The organism is Streptomyces cyanogenus (genome assembly GCF_017526105.1).
GTDB lineage: Bacteria > Actinomycetota > Actinomycetes > Streptomycetales > Streptomycetaceae > Streptomyces > Streptomyces cyanogenus.
In genome coordinates this window covers 6,173,379-6,187,863 of the sequence record NZ_CP071839.1, presented here as the reverse complement: position 1 = coordinate 6,187,863, position 14,485 = coordinate 6,173,379, and the positions used below count along the sequence as shown (strand labels likewise).

The 14,485-nt window shown below is 71.0% G+C and carries 15 protein-coding genes and 1 pseudogene; 2 read left to right on the top strand and 14 right to left on the bottom strand.

Translation table 11 applies throughout. The features are described 5' to 3' along the window. Positions 1 to 7: 7 nt before the first annotated feature. Positions 8 to 319 (bottom strand): annotated as a pseudogene (locus S1361_RS40505) (transposase); the annotation flags it as partial. A 747-nt stretch (positions 320 to 1,066) separates the two neighbouring features. Here S1361_RS40505 and S1361_RS28015 point away from each other — a divergent pair. Further along, positions 1,067 to 1,597, top strand: coding sequence for a hypothetical protein (locus S1361_RS28015; RefSeq protein WP_208034679.1), 531 nt, complete (start codon positions 1,067 to 1,069; stop codon positions 1,595 to 1,597). Between the two features lie 40 nt (positions 1,598 to 1,637). Here S1361_RS28015 and S1361_RS28010 read toward each other — a convergent pair whose 3' ends face one another. The 7 genes from S1361_RS28010 to rpsB all read right to left on the bottom strand — a co-directional run bounded on the left by S1361_RS28010 (position 1,638) and on the right by rpsB (position 8,204). After that, positions 1,638 to 1,826, bottom strand: coding sequence for a hypothetical protein (locus tag S1361_RS28010; RefSeq protein WP_208034678.1), 189 nt, complete (start codon positions 1,824 to 1,826; stop codon positions 1,638 to 1,640). Between the two features lie 40 nt (positions 1,827 to 1,866). Continuing rightward, a complete protein-coding gene (locus S1361_RS28005) occupies positions 1,867 to 3,117 on the bottom strand; it encodes a cytochrome P450 (RefSeq protein WP_208034677.1) in 1,251 nt (416 codons plus the stop codon). A 335-nt stretch (positions 3,118 to 3,452) separates the two neighbouring features. Continuing rightward, positions 3,453 to 4,595, bottom strand: coding sequence for a phosphatidate cytidylyltransferase (locus S1361_RS28000; RefSeq protein ID WP_208034676.1), 1,143 nt, complete (start codon positions 4,593 to 4,595; stop codon positions 3,453 to 3,455). Next, the gene (gene frr / locus S1361_RS27995; protein ID WP_189981158.1) at positions 4,595 to 5,152 is read right to left on the bottom strand and encodes a ribosome recycling factor; all 558 of its coding nucleotides are present in this window, start codon (positions 5,150 to 5,152) and stop codon (positions 4,595 to 4,597) included. Before frr ends, S1361_RS28000 begins: the two co-directional genes overlap by 1 nt. 177 nt (positions 5,153 to 5,329) lie before the next feature. Continuing rightward, the gene (gene pyrH, locus S1361_RS27990; RefSeq protein WP_059252851.1) at positions 5,330 to 6,088 is read right to left on the bottom strand and encodes a UMP kinase; all 759 of its coding nucleotides are present in this window, start codon (positions 6,086 to 6,088) and stop codon (positions 5,330 to 5,332) included. A gap of 202 nt (positions 6,089 to 6,290) precedes the next feature. Beyond that, on the bottom strand, positions 6,291 to 7,127 hold the full coding sequence (tsf, locus tag S1361_RS27985) for a translation elongation factor Ts (RefSeq protein WP_208034675.1): 837 nt from the start codon (positions 7,125 to 7,127) through the stop codon (positions 6,291 to 6,293). A gap of 186 nt (positions 7,128 to 7,313) precedes the next feature. Then, positions 7,314 to 8,204, bottom strand: coding sequence for a 30S ribosomal protein S2 (rpsB, locus tag S1361_RS27980; RefSeq protein WP_208034674.1), 891 nt, complete (start codon positions 8,202 to 8,204; stop codon positions 7,314 to 7,316). A 275-nt stretch (positions 8,205 to 8,479) separates the two neighbouring features. On the opposite strand from rpsB, the gene S1361_RS27975 reads away from it, so the two are divergent. Then, complete coding sequence (locus S1361_RS27975) at positions 8,480 to 9,067, top strand: murein hydrolase activator EnvC family protein (protein ID WP_208034673.1); 588 nt, start codon at positions 8,480 to 8,482, stop codon at positions 9,065 to 9,067. Between the two features lie 25 nt (positions 9,068 to 9,092). Here S1361_RS27975 and S1361_RS27970 read toward each other — a convergent pair whose 3' ends face one another. The 6 genes from S1361_RS27970 to S1361_RS27945 all read right to left on the bottom strand — a co-directional run bounded on the left by S1361_RS27970 (position 9,093) and on the right by S1361_RS27945 (position 14,450). Beyond that, on the bottom strand, positions 9,093 to 9,650 hold the full coding sequence (locus tag S1361_RS27970) for a TetR/AcrR family transcriptional regulator (protein ID WP_208036798.1): 558 nt from the start codon (positions 9,648 to 9,650) through the stop codon (positions 9,093 to 9,095). A gap of 64 nt (positions 9,651 to 9,714) precedes the next feature. Then, positions 9,715 to 10,557, bottom strand: a complete 843-nt coding sequence (gene whiG / locus S1361_RS27965) for an RNA polymerase sigma factor WhiG (protein WP_208034672.1) — start codon at positions 10,555 to 10,557, stop codon at positions 9,715 to 9,717. A 332-nt stretch (positions 10,558 to 10,889) separates the two neighbouring features. Next, positions 10,890 to 12,050: a DNA-processing protein DprA gene (gene dprA / locus S1361_RS27960; RefSeq protein ID WP_208034671.1), complete on the bottom strand. Its 1,161-nt coding sequence runs from the start codon at positions 12,048 to 12,050 to the stop codon at positions 10,890 to 10,892. Further along, the gene (locus S1361_RS27955) at positions 12,047 to 13,672 is read right to left on the bottom strand and encodes a YifB family Mg chelatase-like AAA ATPase (RefSeq protein WP_208034670.1); all 1,626 of its coding nucleotides are present in this window, start codon (positions 13,670 to 13,672) and stop codon (positions 12,047 to 12,049) included. Before S1361_RS27955 ends, dprA begins: the two co-directional genes overlap by 4 nt. Further along, positions 13,673 to 14,035 (bottom strand): YraN family protein, encoded by a 363-nt coding sequence (locus S1361_RS27950; RefSeq protein ID WP_208034669.1) that lies wholly within the window; start codon positions 14,033 to 14,035, stop codon positions 13,673 to 13,675. A gap of 106 nt (positions 14,036 to 14,141) precedes the next feature. Continuing rightward, entirely contained in the window at positions 14,142 to 14,450 is a 309-nt protein-coding gene (locus tag S1361_RS27945) for a DUF2469 domain-containing protein (protein ID WP_014675276.1), read from the bottom strand. Positions 14,451 to 14,485 lie beyond the last annotated feature (35 nt).

Below are 14,485 nucleotides of genomic sequence, written 5' to 3'. Positions count from 1 at the left end.
CCTCGTGTCCGGTCAGCGACACCGTGAGCGGGATCCCTCGGCGGTCGGTGATGATGTGGTGCTTGCGCCTGTTCAGCAGCTGGTGCAGCTGGTCCCGGACGCGGGCTTCGTTCCATGCGGCCAGGCGGCGCCAGCAGGTCATGCCCGAGCCGAAGCCGAGCTCCTGGGGAAGGTACTCCCACTGGATGCCGGTGGGCAGGACGAACAGGATGGCGCACAAGGCGTGACGGTCGGGCGCTCGCGGCCGCCCATCCACCAGCTTCGGCGGCGGCTCGGGCAGCAACGGCTCGATGAGCGAGCACAGTTCGTCCGACACAATTCACGGCCGCGACTGACGCTTCCCCATGCTCACACCAGCGAGCGATCAACACGACAGTCACATGATCAAACCGCTTTTGTTTCGGGTGACCTGCGCGTCCACCCGGACGGCTGCAGGGTGTCGGGGCGCTAGCGTCGCGCCCACTGTCGCAGCTTCCTGATGCCGCGATCCTTGTGCAGACGGGTTGCCGGGATTTCGCCTGGGCTCGTCATGAACGCCGTGAGGGGGGTCCATCGCTTACGTCCGTTGGGAGCCGTCCACCTCACTGCGGGGAAGTCGGTGATCTCCGTGATGCGCTGTCGGTCGATCACCCGCGTACGCAGGTAGCCACGGATCACCAACCGCGAGTGCTCACAACTCACTCCGAGTCGATATCCCCGCACCGCCAGGACGGCGAACCCGATCAGGGCCAGACCGCCCCCGAGCCGCGCAACAGCGGTGTCGGCTTGCACCGCGTACGCAATGCAGCCAACCGCCGGAACGGCTCCGAGGCCACTGTTGGCCAGACGGTTCAGCGTGCTTCGCGATTGCTCCATCCCCGGTGGTCCCTCTGAAAGTCTTGTCGCGCTCCTGCCCTGGCACGTGGCTGCCTGCCCAGGTTCGCACGGTCCGTGCAGACCGGCCCTGGGTTGACGCTGCGGGTCTACGCGCACGTGATGCCGTCGAGCCGGCAGCGTACGCGCGGAGCGATCGACCAAGTGTTCCATCACAGCGCCGCATCGTCCTCGGACCCGAAAGACTGACTCCATGCAGGACACCATCGCGGTCGCCTTGATCACGGCACTTTCCACCCTGTCGGCTGCCGGTCTGGCCGGATGGATCACTCTCCGGTTGCAGCGTCAACAAACTGCTGCTGAGCGAACCCGCGCGCGCGAGGAATCGCGACGCACCGCGTACGCCGACTTGCTCGCCGCTTCCACGGACGCGTGGCATGCGATCGACGCGATGTGGCGGCTCGTACCACCACGAGACACGAATGACACAGAGCGGCCGGAGATCCAGGCCGCCTTGTCGGCTCTGAAGCAACTGGACCATGCTCTCCACGTCGCCGGGCTGCACGGCCCGTCGTCCATCGACGATGCCGCAGCAGAGCTCTACTTCGACGCGTGGGCAGAGTTCGAAGCCATCATGCACGTGCTCAGGGACAACATCGGTGACAGCCGGATCGCGGCCCAGCTGCACGCCCCGGGTCAGGGCCCCGATCACGACACACGGTTGTTGAAGCGCGCCGCCTTCACGGGCAAAGCCCGGAAGGCAATCAAGAACGCAGACGACTGACGGCCCGGAGACGGCCCAGTGGCCGGCACCCGGCCCCCAATCAGTCGCCGTCGTCGGCGGTGTTCGAGGTTCGGCCTCGCTTCTTCCGGGTGCCGGCCAGGAGCTCGCCCGCCGTCCGGGTGACGAGTGCGACGGCGCGGACCCAGCGTGGGCCGCCCCGCTCCGCCCAGACCACGCTGACGCATCCACCGATGGCGAGGGCCAGGACACCGAGCAGCAGAAAGATCACGTTTCCCCCTTGGTTCCCGCGTACCTTGCCATGGACCGCCTCACCACGTCACGGGCAGGGTCCTCGGTCCGCGGATCAGGCCCCGGCGCTGGAACTCCACCTGCTCGGGGGGCACGGCCAGCCGGATGCCGGGGAAGCGGGTGAGCACGGAGCCGATCATGACCTCGGCCTCCATACGGGCCATGACGGCGGCCAGGCAGTGGTGCGGCCCGTGACCGAAGGCCACGTGGGCTGGGCTGTCGCGGTCGAAGTCCAGGGCGTCCGGGTCGGGGAACACCGCGGGGTCGCGGTTGGCGGCGACGTAGGCGTTGTAGACCACGTCACCGGCGCGGATCAGCCGGCCGCCGACCTCGACGTCCTCGGTGGCGATCCGCGGGATGCCGACGCCGTTGCGGTGCGGGACGTAGCGGAACAGCTCCTCCACGGCCCGGGGCAGCAGCTCCGGCTCCCGGCGCAGCCGGTCCAGCTGCTCGGGGTGGGTGAGCAGCGCGTACATCATCGAACCGCTGTTGCTGCGGACCGCGTGACCGCCGCTGACCTGCACGGCGATGGCGAGGGAGAGCGCCTCGTCATCGGTGATCTCGCCCGTCGCCGCGGCCTGCGCCAGCACGCCGGCCAGGTCGTCGCGGGGTTCCGTACGGCGGCGCCGGAGCAGCTCGGTGATCCGGGCGCGGGTGGCCCGGGCGGCCTCGCGGGCCCGTTCCTCGGCCTCGGCGCCCGCGGACAGCAGGGCCTCGCCCGTTTCGGCCCAGCGGTGCCAGTCCTTCTCCTCGACACCGAGGAAGTCGCGGAGCACGGCGAGCGGGAAGGGGCCGTGCAGGTGCTCCATGAGGTCGGCGGGCGGGCCGGCGCGCCGCATCCCGTCGAGCAGTTCGGCGGCCCGGCGCTCGGCTAGCGGGCGCATCCGCTGCATGCTCCTGCCGGTGAACGCGCGGGCGACGACCCGGCGCAGCCGCGTGTGCCGGGGCGGGTCGATGTACTGCAGGCCCGCCGTCTGGGAGGCCACCGGCACCGGGCGCATGGTGGTGACATCGCGGCCGACGACCCGTTCCCGGGAGAAGCGGGGGTCGGAGGTGACGAAGCGGACGTCCTCGTACCGGGTGACCAGCCAGGCGTGTCCTTCCCCGTACGGCAGTCTGATCCGGCTGACCGGCTCCTCGCGCAGCAGCTCGTCCAGGAGCGGGTCGGGGTCGAGCGCGGGCAGGTCCTCGACGGCCCAGAACCGCACCGGCGGGGCGGCGGCCGGGTCGAGCGGAGCGGGGACGGGGGCGGAGGCGGGATCGAGGGGCATGGGCGCACTCCCTGCTGCGTCGCCGGGCGGCGGAACCGCCGTCCTGTGAGGGAGTCTGCCGCGCGCGGGTGCCGGCCGCCGATTCGTGCTGCGGCAACCGGGTGCGGGTCCGTCCCGGATACGGGTCCCTACCGGGTGCCGGTGCGTCCCGAATACGAGCTCGTGCCCGATGCCGGTCCCTACCGGGTGCCGGTCCGTCCCGAATACGAGCCCGTCCCGGACGCCGGCCCGTCCCGGAACCGGTCGTCTCCGGTTAGGTGTCCGCGTACGACAACGGCCCCCGCCCCGCGTTCAGGACGGGGGCCTCCATGCCGTACCCCGTGGAGCCGTGCCGCTCACGCCGAGCCGACGAAGATCACCATGAGCAGCCACACCACCGGAGCCGTGGGCAGCAGCGAGTCGAGCCGGTCCATGATGCCGCCGTGGCCGGGGAGCAAGGTGCCCATGTCCTTGATGCCCAGGTCCCGCTTGATCATGGACTCGCCGAGGTCACCCAGCGTGGCGCTGGCCGCGACCGCGAGGCCCAGCAGCAGGCCTTGCCACCAGCGGCCGTCGTCGATGAGGAACTGCATGCACAGCGCGCCCGCGACCATCGCGAACAGCACCGCGCCCAGCAGGCCCTCGCGGGTCTTGCCGGGGCTGATGCGCGGGGCGAGCTTGTGCTTGCCGAAGCGCCAGCCGACCGCGTAGGCGCCGGTGTCGCTGACGACCGTCAGGAGCAGGAAGGTGAGGACCCGCCAGGAGCCGTCGTCGGCGGTGAGCATCAGCGCGACGAACGTGGCCAGGAAGGGCACGTAGAACGCCGCGAAGACGCCGGCCGTGACGTCCTTGAGATAGCCCTCCGGTGGTTCCGTCATGCGCCAGACCAGCACGGCCAGGGCCGTCAGCGCCATGGCGACCCACGCGCCCTCGGCGCCGCGCACATAGCCGGCGACGACCATCGCCGCACCGCCGAGCGCGAGCGGCACCAGCGGCGCCTTGATGCCCTTGCGCTCCTGGAGCCTGCTGGTCAGTTCCCACAGGCCGACGACGACGGCGACCGCGATCACGCCGACGAACACGGCCTTGACGATGAACAGGGACGCGACGATCACCACACCGAGCCCGACCCCGACGCCTATGGCCGCGCTCAGGTCACGGCCCGCGCTCTTCTTCTGCGGCGCTGGCGCCGGCTGCGGGGCGTCGGGCATGGGCTCCGGGTTCTGGTTCTCGGCCGGGAGTTCCCGGGCCTGCAACGTCTCGTCTCGGAACAGGGGGCCGCTCAGCCGAGCGGCCCCCCGGTCCTCGTCCTGGTCTCCGCCGTACGCGGGTACGTCGGGCACGATGGGCATGGGGCGAGTCTGCTGCGCCTCAGGCGCATCGTACGTGGGACCCGCCGGGACGGCCCCCGGGACAGGCTGGGCCGGGCCGCCCGCGGTGGGCCCCCAGTACCCGGCCTGGCCCGCCGCTGGCGGCGCTCCCCAGGAAGAGTCGCTCATCAGACTTCGAGCAGCTCCGCTTCCTTGTGCTTGAGAAGCTCGTCCACCTGGGCGACGTACTTCGCCGTGGTGTCGTCGAGCTCCTTCTCCGCACGGCGGCCCTCGTCCTCGCCGACCTCGCCGTCCTTGATCAGCTTGTCGATGGCGTCCTTGGCCTTGCGGCGCACCGAGCGGATCGAGACCTTGGCGTCCTCGCCCTTGCCCTTGGCGACCTTGATGTATTCGCGGCGGCGCTCCTCGGTCAGCTCGGGGAACACCACCCTGATGATGTTGCCGTCGTTGCTGGGGTTGACGCCCAGGTCGGAGTCGCGGATCGCCTGCTCGATGTTGCGCAGCGCGCTCTTGTCGAACGGGGTCACGACCGCCATGCGCGGCTCCGGCACGGAGAACGAGGCCAGCTGGTTGATCGGCGTCAGGGCACCGTAGTAGTCGGCCACGATCTTGTTGAACATCGCCGGGTGCGCACGCCCGGTGCGGATCGCGGCGAAGTCCTCCTTGGCGACCACGACGGCCTTCTCCATCTTCTCCTCGGCCTCGAGGAGGGTCTCTTCGATCACCACTTGCTCCTGCGTGTCTTGAGTAAGGCCCGGCTGCGGTTCCTTGAAGTCGGTCGGCGGCCGGCTGCGTCGCGTCTTCTTCCTGCACGGTTCCCGACCGGCAGGACATTGTCCATCCCCCGGCCGGGGTCCGGCCCCCTCACAGGGCCGCACGTGACCGGCCGGGTTGATCCCGGGTCAGTCCCGGCTGCCCTCGTCACCCACCAGGGTGCCGATCTTCTCACCCTTGACGGCACGGGCGATGTTGCCCTCCGCGAGAAGCTCGAACACCAGGATCGGGAGCTTGTTGTCGCGGCACAGCGTGATGGCGGTGGCGTCGGCGACCTTGAGGTCACGGGTGATGACCTCGCCGTAGCCGAGCGCGTCGAACTTGACGGCGTCGGGGTTGGTCTTGGGGTCGGAGTCGTAGACCCCGTCCACGCCGTTCTTCCCCATGAGCAGCGCCTCGGCGTCGATCTCCAGGGCGCGCTGGGCGGCGGTGGTGTCGGTCGAGAAGTAGGGCATGCCCATACCGGCGCCGAAGATGACCACGCGGCCCTTCTCCAGGTGGCGCACGGCGCGCAGCGGGATGTACGGCTCGGCGACCTGCCCCATGGTGATGGCGGTCTGCACGCGGGACTGGATGCCCTCCTTCTCCAGGAAGTCCTGGAGGGCGAGGCAGTTCATCACGGTGCCGAGCATGCCCATGTAGTCGGAGCGGGCGCGGTCCATGCCGCGCTGCTGGAGTTCGGCGCCGCGGAAGAAGTTGCCTCCGCCGATGACGACCGCGATCTGGGCGCCGTCGCGCACGACGGCCGCGATCTCTCGGGCGATCTTGTGCACCACGTCCGGGTCGACGCCCAGGCCCCCGCCACCGGAGAAGGCCTCTCCGGACAGCTTCAGCAGAAACCGGCCGCGCACTTTGCCGTCGTCGCTCTTCTGGGCCTTGGTGGTCATGGGGGATCCCGCCTCTTTCACGTGTTGCACATACGAAGAAGGCCATTGCCGGTGGGGTTGCTTTTCGCTCCCATGCGCGGCAATGGCCTCCTCGTCAGATCTGCTGCCGTCCGCCTCACGCCGGGGTGTGGCGGTGTGCCGGACGACTGCTCTCGACCCTATCGAGAAATCTCGCCGGGTCGCGGTCGATCGCGGTACGGACTCAGATGCCGACCTTGATGCGCGAGAAGCGCTTCAGGGTGACACCGGCCTCGTCCAGGACCTTCTGGACCGACTTCTTGTTGTCGAGGGCGTACGGCTGACCGAGCAGCGTGGCGTCCTTGAAGAAGCCGTTCAGACGACCCTCCACGATCTTGGCGATCGCGGCCTCGGGCTTGCCCTCGGCGCGGGTGGTCTCCTCGGCGATGCGACGCTCGGACTCGACGACCTCGGCCGGGATGTCCTCCTTGGAGAGGTACTTCGGCGCGAAGGCGGCGATGTGCTGGGCGACGCCCTTGGCGACCTCGGCGTTCGGCTTGTCGAGCTCGACCAGGACACCGATCTGCGGGGGCAGGTCGGGCATGGTGCGGTGCATGTAGGCGGTGACGTAGCCGTCGGCGAACTGCGCGAAGCGGTCCAGGACGATCTTCTCGCCGAGGTTGGCGTTGGCCTCGTCCACGAACGCCTGGACGGTCTTGCCGGGCTCGATCTCGGAGGCGAGCAGGGCCTGGAGGTCGGCCGGGTTCGTCTTGGCGACGTGCTCGGCGATGGCGTTGGCCACGGCCTGGAACTTCTCGCCCTTGGCGACGAAGTCCGTCTCGCACTTCAGCTCGACCAGGACACCGGAGGAGTTGTCGTCGGCGATGATGGAGACCACGGCGCCGTTCTCGGCGGAGCGGCCCTCGCGCTTGGCGACGCCCTTCTGGCCCTTGATGCGCAGCGCCTCGACGGCCTTCTCGACGTTGCCCTCGGCCTCGTCCAGCGCCTTCTTGCAGTCCATCATGCCGGCGCCGGTCAGCTCACGGAGCTTCTTGACGTCGGCGGCGGTGTAGTTCGCCATGAGTCTGTGAGTCTTTCTCGAAGTCTGGGAGATCTTCTGGATCCGCACGGTCCACGTTCCCCGTGGAGACGTGGAACGGGTACCTCGTGCCGACCTACGGGTGAACAGCGGGGGCGGACTTCACCGCGCCGGAGGGCGCTGGTGGAAGCCGTACCGCCCCCGCCGTCGATCGCTGACGGACCTGCGTCAGGCCTGCTCGCCCTCGGCGGCCTTCTCGGCCTCGGCCGGAGCAGCCTCGGCCGGAGCAGCCTCGGCGGCAGCGGCCTCGGCCGGCGCGGCCTCGGCGGCCGGAGCCTCGTCCTTCTTCTCACCCTCGAGCAGGTCGCGCTCCCACTCGGCGAGCGGCTCGCCCGCGGCCTTCTCGCCCTTGTCGCCGGTGGCGACGCCGGAGCGGGCGATGAGGCCCTCGGCGACGGCGTCGGCGATCACGCGGGTGAGCAGGGTGACGGAGCGGATCGCGTCGTCGTTGCCCGGGATCTTGTAGTCGACCTCGTCGGGGTCGCAGTTGGTGTCGAGGATCGCGACGACCGGAATGTTCAGCTTCCGGGCCTCACCAACGGCGATGTGCTCCTTCTTGGTGTCCACGATCCAGACGGCGCTGGGCACCTTCTGCATCTCGCGGATACCACCGAGGGTCTTCTCCAGCTTGGCCTTCTCGCGCGAGAGCACGAGAAGCTCCTTCTTGGTCAGACCGGACGCGGCGACGTCCTCGAAGTCGATCTGCTCGAGCTCCTTGAGGCGCTGCAGACGCTTGTAGACGGTCGAGAAGTTGGTGAGCATGCCGCCCAGCCAGCGCTGGTTGACGTAGGGCATGCCGACGCGGGTGGCCTGCTCGGCGATGGCCTCCTGCGCCTGCTTCTTCGTGCCGACGAACATGACCGTGCCGCCGTGGGCGACGGTCTCCTTGACGAACTCGTAGGCGCGGTCGATGTACGACAGCGACTGGAGCAGGTCGATGATGTAGATGCCGTTGCGCTCGGTGAAGATGAAGCGCTTCATCTTCGGGTTCCAGCGACGGGTCTGGTGACCGAAGTGGACGCCGCTCTCCAGCAGCTCCCGCATCGTGACGACGGCCATGGCCGTTTCTCCTTGTTGTTCTCGGTTGTGCCGCGTCCGCCGGACGGCGGCCGCGCCTGACGCCCGCGATGCGCCGTGCCACGAGGGACCGAGGGGCGCTTGGTACGAACCGTTGCCGGCCGCCGTACCGGGGCGTGCGAAGTCGACCCGGTGACCCGGATCGCCAGAAGAAGTGTACGGGACCGTCGAGGTGCCGGGTGACGCCACTGTCCACAACCTGCGAGTAGTCCACAGGCTCCGGCCGTGATCGGCGGGGATGCGGGACGGTGTGCGGCATGCGATACGTGCTGTTGAGAACGGCTCTGCCGCTGGCGTCGGCGGCTGCCCTGCTCACCCCTCCGGCCTGGGCGGATCCCCCGCCTCCCGCCCCAGGGCCGTTCGTGCAGGCCCCGGTCCCGGCCCTCGGCCGCTCCTGGCCGGTGGGCGTGCGCCCGCCGGTGCTGCGCGGCTGGGAGCCGCCGGCGACGGTGTACGGCCCCGGGCACCGGGGTGTCGACCTCGCCGCCCCGCCCGGGGCGCCGGTGCGGGCGGTCGCGGCCGGCCGGGTGCTGTTCGCGGGGCGGGTGGCCGGGCGGGGCGTGGTCTCGGTGGCACTGGCCGGAACAGAACTGCGCACCACGTACGAGCCGGTACGCCCGTCGGTGTCGAAGGGGGACGAGGTGGCCGCGGGCGAGGTGGTGGGGACGGTGGAGGCGCCGGGCTCCCACTGCGGGCCGGCGTCCTGCGTCCACTGGGGTCTGCTGCGCGGCGAGACCTACCTGAACCCCTTGTCCCTGCTCCCGCCGTGGCTGCTGGCGCGGGGGCCGTCGAGGCTGCTCCCGGTCACCCCTCGGGGGCGGGCCGCTCGGCTCCCGCGGCCCTAGGGAACGCTCGCGATCCCGGCGGGGCTCAGCCCTTCACACCGTGCAGCGCCATGGACACGGCCGCGTCCGTCACCGACTCGGGGTGCTCCGCGGCACCCAGTTCGATCCTGCGCACCGCCGCGTCCACCACCCCTTGCAGCAGCATCGCCGCCAGCCGGGGCTGCCCGTGGCCCAGCTCCTCCAGCGCCTCCACGATCATGGCGACCAGCCCACCGTGGGCCGCCCGGATCTTCTCCCTGGCCCCGGGGTCCAGCTCACTCGCCGAGATCGCCACGACCGCCCGGTGCCGCCGGTCCCCCACCAGTTCCAGCTGCTGCCGCACGTACGCCTCGACCTTGCCCTCGGCCGACTCGGCGCGCTCCATCGCCGCCGCGACCTCCGCCGCCCAGACGGGGAAGTCGACCTCGCACAGCTCCTCGACAACGGCGGCCCGGGAGCGGAAGTACTCGTACACGGACGACCGGGCCAGCCCGGTCCGCTCGGCCAGCGCGGGAAAGGTCAGCGCGTCCGTCCCGCCCTCGGACAGCAGGGACCGAGCCGCGTCCAGCAGGGCGGCTCGCTGCATCGACCGGTGTTCGGCCACGGAGGCCGCTCGAATCCTTGGCACGGCGACCACTTTACGGACGAGCCCCACCGGAAGGGAGGACTCAGCGCCCGAAGCTCGCCAGCTTGGCCCGCAGCTGCAGCACCGACTTGGTGTGGATCTGGCTGACCCGGCTCTCCGTGACGCCGAGCACGTTGCCGATCTCGGCGAGGGTCAGCCCCTCGTAGTAGTACAGGGTGACCACGGTCTTCTCCCGCTCGGGCAGTGTGTTGATCGCCCGCGCCAGGAACCGCCGCAGTTCCCGGTCCTCGGCCACCTCCACCGGGTTGTCGGCGGCGGTGTCCTCCAGCGTGTCCATCAGGCTGAGCCGGTCCCCGCCCTCGCCCCCGACGTGCAGCAGCTCCTCCAGCGCAACCACGTTGGCCAGCGACAACTGGCTGAACACGGCGTGCAGTTCGTCGACCTCCATGTCCAGCTCGGCGGCGACCTCCCCCTCGGTCGGCGTCCGCCGCAGCCGCGCCTCCAGGGTGGCGTAGGCCCGCTCGACGTTGCGCGCCTTCTGCCGGACCGAGCGGGGGATCCAGTCCAGCGCCCGCAGCTCGTCGATCATCGCGCCGCGGATCCGGGTGATCGCGTACGTCTCGAACTTGATCTCCCGGTCGATGTCGAACTTCTCGATCGCGTCGATCAGCCCGAACACTCCGGAGGAGACGAAGTCGGCCTGCTCCACGTTGGGCGGCAGCCCGACGCTCACCCGGCCCGCCACGTACTTGACCAGCGGCGAGTAGTGCAGGATCAGCTGCTCCCGCAGCCGGTCGTCCCCTGTCGCCTTGTACGACCGCCACAGCTCGTCGAGCGTCGAGGGTGCGGGCGGTCGCATGCTGCCACCGTCGCGGGCGGCTGGGGGGATCGCCGCCCGGTCGGACCCGGAGGTGTGCTGGGGCATTCGTCGCCTTGTGCCGTTCTGCCGTGAAGTGCCGTGAAGTGCTCTGGAGTGCTGTCGAGTGGGTGGGGTAGGGGCTCGTGCGGTGAAGTGGGCTGCCTGTGCGAGGTGACTGTCTGATACCGGGTTGGCGCAATCTGCGCCACCGCCTTTGTGAGCGTAGCGTGACTGAGGAGTCGCGGTGTGCGAACACTGCACCACCACCCGTGCGCGGGGCGCGCGCGTCGGCTGGGTGACCGCGCACCACGGTTCGCTCTCCGTGACCGGCTCGGGGCACCAACTCCGGGAAACGCCAAGGGCGTCGGGGGTTCCCCCGGACGGCCGAACACGGTGGGTCAGCATGACGACCGACCGGCCCGGACCGAGATCAGCGCTTGGCGTGTCAACTTCCAGCCATCGCCGTGTCGTTCCACGTAACCAAGTGCTCGGAGTTCGTACAGTCTCGCGATGGCCTCGTCGCGTGTGGTGCGGGCGCCGAGCGCGATCTCGCCGACGGGTGCGGCGCGGTTGCCGGGCAGGGCGGCGAGGACGCTTCGCGCGGCCGGCTCCAGCAGGTCACGCGGGAGGACGGGGCCCCGCCGGGGCGGCGCCAGGTCACCCATGTCGCCCACGAGCTCGATGACCTCGGTGGCGTCGGTGACCACGGTGGCCTCCCCGCGCAGCAGTTCGTGCACGCCGGCGGAGAGGGCGCTGGTGACCGGGCCGGGGACGCCCATGGTGAACCGGCCCAGGCGCTGGGCGGCCCGTGCGGTGGACAGCGAGCCGCTGCGGCAGGCCGCCTCCACGACGACGGTGCCTGTGGTCAGCGCGGCGATGACCCGGTTGCGGAGGATGAACCGGCTGGGGGTCGGGTGGTCGCCCGGCGGCAGCTCGCCCACCACGAGCCCCTGGTCGGCGATCCGGCCGATCAGGGCGGCGTGGCCGCGGGGGTAGGGCTGGTCGACGCCGCAGGCGAGGACGGCGACGGTGGCGCCGCGGGCGGCGAGGGCACCGCGGTGGGCGGCCCCGTCGATCCCGTACGCGCCGCCCGACACGACGACCCAGCCGCGTTCGGCGAGCCCTGAGGCGAGGGTGGCCGCGACGTGGGTGCCGTACTCGGTGCAGGCGCGGGCGCCCACGACGGCCACGGAGCGCAGCGCCCACATCCGCAGGTGCGGCCGGCCGCGCACCCACAGTCCGAGGGGCCGCCCGTCGCCCAGGTCGTCGAGCTGTCCGGGCCACTCTCCGTCGCCCGGGCACACGAACCGCGCCCCGGCGGCCCGGGCGATCTCCAGGTCCCGCTCCGGCTCGGCCCGCCGGGCCCGCGCGACGAGCCCCGCCCACCGGGTCTCGCTCACCCCCGGCAGCGCGTCCCCGCCGCCCCGCAGCCGCCGCACCACCTCCGCCACCCCGAACTCCCGCACCCACCGCCCCCCGACCTCGTCCCCGGGCTCCACCACCCGCCCGAGAAACACCCGCCCGAGCCGCTCGGCACCGGGATCCTCCTCACTCCTCACGTCAGGGCTCCGATGGCCATGGGCACCCCCCGGGGGACACCGGTGCGCAGTTGCAGCGCCAGGGCGACGTCGGTCGCGTCCGGGCGGTCGTGTCCGACGAGGTCGGCGACCGTCCAGGCGACGCGCAGGACACGATCGATCCCGCGGGCGGTGAGCACGCCCCGTTCCAGGTTGCGTTCGGCCTCGTCCATCGCCCCGGTGACGGCGTGGTACCGGCTGCGCAGTTCGCGGCCCGGTAGCTCGCTGTTGGTGCGCCACGGGGTGCCTGCGAGACGGGCCGCCGCCCGCTCGCGAGCCTGCCGTACCCGGTCGGCCACGGTCGCCGTGGACTCTCCGCGGGCTCCGGGCTCGGTGAGCTGGGCCCGGGTGACCGGGTCGACCTCGACGCGCAGGTCCACCCGGTCCAGCAGCGGCCCGGACAGCCGGGACTGGTACCGGCGGATCGCCGACGGCGGACACTCGCACAGGGAGTCGCGCAGGGAGAACCGTCCGCAGGGACACGGGTTGGCGGCCAGGACCATCAGGAACCGGGCCGGGAACCGGACCACGCCGGCGCTGCGTGCGATGACGACGTGCCCCGACTCCAATGGCTGCCGCAGCGCGTCCAGGGTCTGGCTGTGGAACTCGGGTGCCTCGTCCAGGAACAGCACACCGCGGTGGGCCAGGGACACAGCCCCGGGCCGGGCGATGCCCGGGCCTCCGCCGACGAGTGACTGCATCGTGGCCGAGTGGTGCGGGGCGCAGTACGGCGCGACGTCGATGAGCGGCTTGCCCGGGGGCAGCAGTCCCGCGACCGAGTGCACGGCCGTGACTTCCAGCGAGTCTTCCCGGGTGAGCCGGGGAAGGACGGCGGGCAGGCGTTCGGCGAGCATGGTCTTGCCCGCGCCGGGCGGTCCCTCCAGGAACAGGTGGTGTCCGCCGGCCGCGGCCACCTCCACGGCCGTACGGGCGGAGGTCTGCCCCACGACGTCCGCCAGGTCGTGATCGTGGTCGTGCTGTGCGGCACCGATGCTGTGCATGCCGGTGGCGGCGCCCGTGCCCGGTACCCGCAGCCCGGCCAGGAGGGGATCGGGCCGTCCCTGCTCGTCCGGTGCCTCGTCGGGGACGGGCTCCTCGGTCAGGACCGCGATGAGCTGCCGGAGACTGCGCACGCCGAGCACGGACACACCGGGGACCAGCGCGGCCTCGGCTGCGGCGCACTCGGGCACGACCACCTGCTCGTATCCCGCGTCGGCCGCCGCGAGGACGGCCGGCAGGATGCCCCGGACCGGGCGCACCCGGCCGTCCAGGCCCAGCTCTCCGATCATGACGATGTCGGCAAGGACCCGGGGATCGATCCGCTCGGCGGCACCGAGCACCGCGCAGGCGACGGCGAGGTCGAAGCCCGAGCCGGCCTTGGGGACCGAGGCCGGGCTGAGTCCGACGGTGAGCTTCTTCTGCGGCCACTCGCCGCCCGAGTTCACCACCGCCGCCCGCACCCGGTCCCGGCTCTCCGTCAGGCTCTTGTCCGGGAGGCCCACCAGGGTGAAGGCGGCGACGCCTGGTTCGAGGTCGGCCTGGACCTCGACGACCACGCCCTCGACGCCGACCAGGGCCACGGAGCACGTACGGGCGAACGCCATTCAGGCCACCCCCCGCGCGTGTTCGACGGTCGGGGCGCCGCGGCGGGGCAGGAGGACGCCGACGAGGTCGATGCGGACGCCGCCCGGTGGGGCCCCTCCATGGGCCTGGATCCAGTGCGCGGCCAGTTCGCGGAGCCGGGCCGCCTTCTCCGGGGTGACCGCGGCCATCGGGTGTTCGTAGTCCCCGCCGGTGCGGGTCTTCACCTCGCAGACGACCAGCGCGTCCCCGTCCCGCGCCACGATGTCGATCTCGCCGGAGCGTCCGCAGCGCCAGTTGCGCTCCAGGATCGTCATGCCGGCCTCGGCGAGCCGCCGGGCGGCCAGGTCCTCGCCGTACTTGCCGATTGCCTCTCGTGCGTTCATGTCGGCACCTCCTCAGGCGCCAACCGTCACGCATCCCGTCCCCGAATGTTGATCTTGGGGGACTACTCGGCGGTTGTGGAAAACTCCCTCACCCGGGTGGGGGACGTCATCCGCCCGGCAGCTCCAGGTCGCTCTTGTTCAGCTCCTCGATGTTCACGTCCTTGAACGTAAGCACCCGGACCTGCTTGACGAAGCGAGCCGGCCGGTACATGTCCCAGACCCAGGCATCGGCCATGGTGACCTCGAAGAACACCTCTCCCTGCACCGAGTGCACCTGCATCTCGTAGTCGTTGGTGAGGTAGAACCGCCGCTCGGTCTCGATCACGTATTTGAACAGACCGACGACATCTCGGTACTCCCGGTAGAGCTTCAGCTCCATCTCGGTCTCGTACTTCTCGAGGTCCTCGGCGCTCATGGCATGTTCCCCTTCAGCCGTGCGATCCCCCCATT

Excerpts from the sequence above, each read along its gene's own strand:
- S1361_RS28015 (WP_208034679.1), top strand. The coding sequence starts at position 1,067 with ATGCAGGACACCATCGCGGTCGCCTTGATCACGGCACTTTCCACCCTG.
- S1361_RS28005 (WP_208034677.1), bottom strand. The coding sequence starts at position 3,117 with ATGCCCCTCGATCCCGCCTCCGCCCCCGTCCCCGCTCCGCTCGACCCG.
- S1361_RS28000 (WP_208034676.1), bottom strand. The coding sequence starts at position 4,595 with ATGAGCGACTCTTCCTGGGGAGCGCCGCCAGCGGCGGGCCAGGCCGGG.
- pyrH (WP_059252851.1), bottom strand. The coding sequence starts at position 6,088 with ATGACCACCAAGGCCCAGAAGAGCGACGACGGCAAAGTGCGCGGCCGG.
- tsf (WP_208034675.1), bottom strand. The coding sequence starts at position 7,127 with ATGGCGAACTACACCGCCGCCGACGTCAAGAAGCTCCGTGAGCTGACC.
- rpsB (WP_208034674.1), bottom strand. The coding sequence starts at position 8,204 with ATGGCCGTCGTCACGATGCGGGAGCTGCTGGAGAGCGGCGTCCACTTC.
- S1361_RS27975 (WP_208034673.1), top strand. The coding sequence starts at position 8,480 with ATGCGATACGTGCTGTTGAGAACGGCTCTGCCGCTGGCGTCGGCGGCT.
- whiG (WP_208034672.1), bottom strand. The coding sequence starts at position 10,557 with ATGCCCCAGCACACCTCCGGGTCCGACCGGGCGGCGATCCCCCCAGCC.
- S1361_RS27955 (WP_208034670.1), bottom strand. The coding sequence starts at position 13,672 with ATGGCGTTCGCCCGTACGTGCTCCGTGGCCCTGGTCGGCGTCGAGGGC.
- S1361_RS27950 (WP_208034669.1), bottom strand. The coding sequence starts at position 14,035 with ATGAACGCACGAGAGGCAATCGGCAAGTACGGCGAGGACCTGGCCGCC.
- S1361_RS27945 (WP_014675276.1), bottom strand. The coding sequence starts at position 14,450 with ATGAGCGCCGAGGACCTCGAGAAGTACGAGACCGAGATGGAGCTGAAG.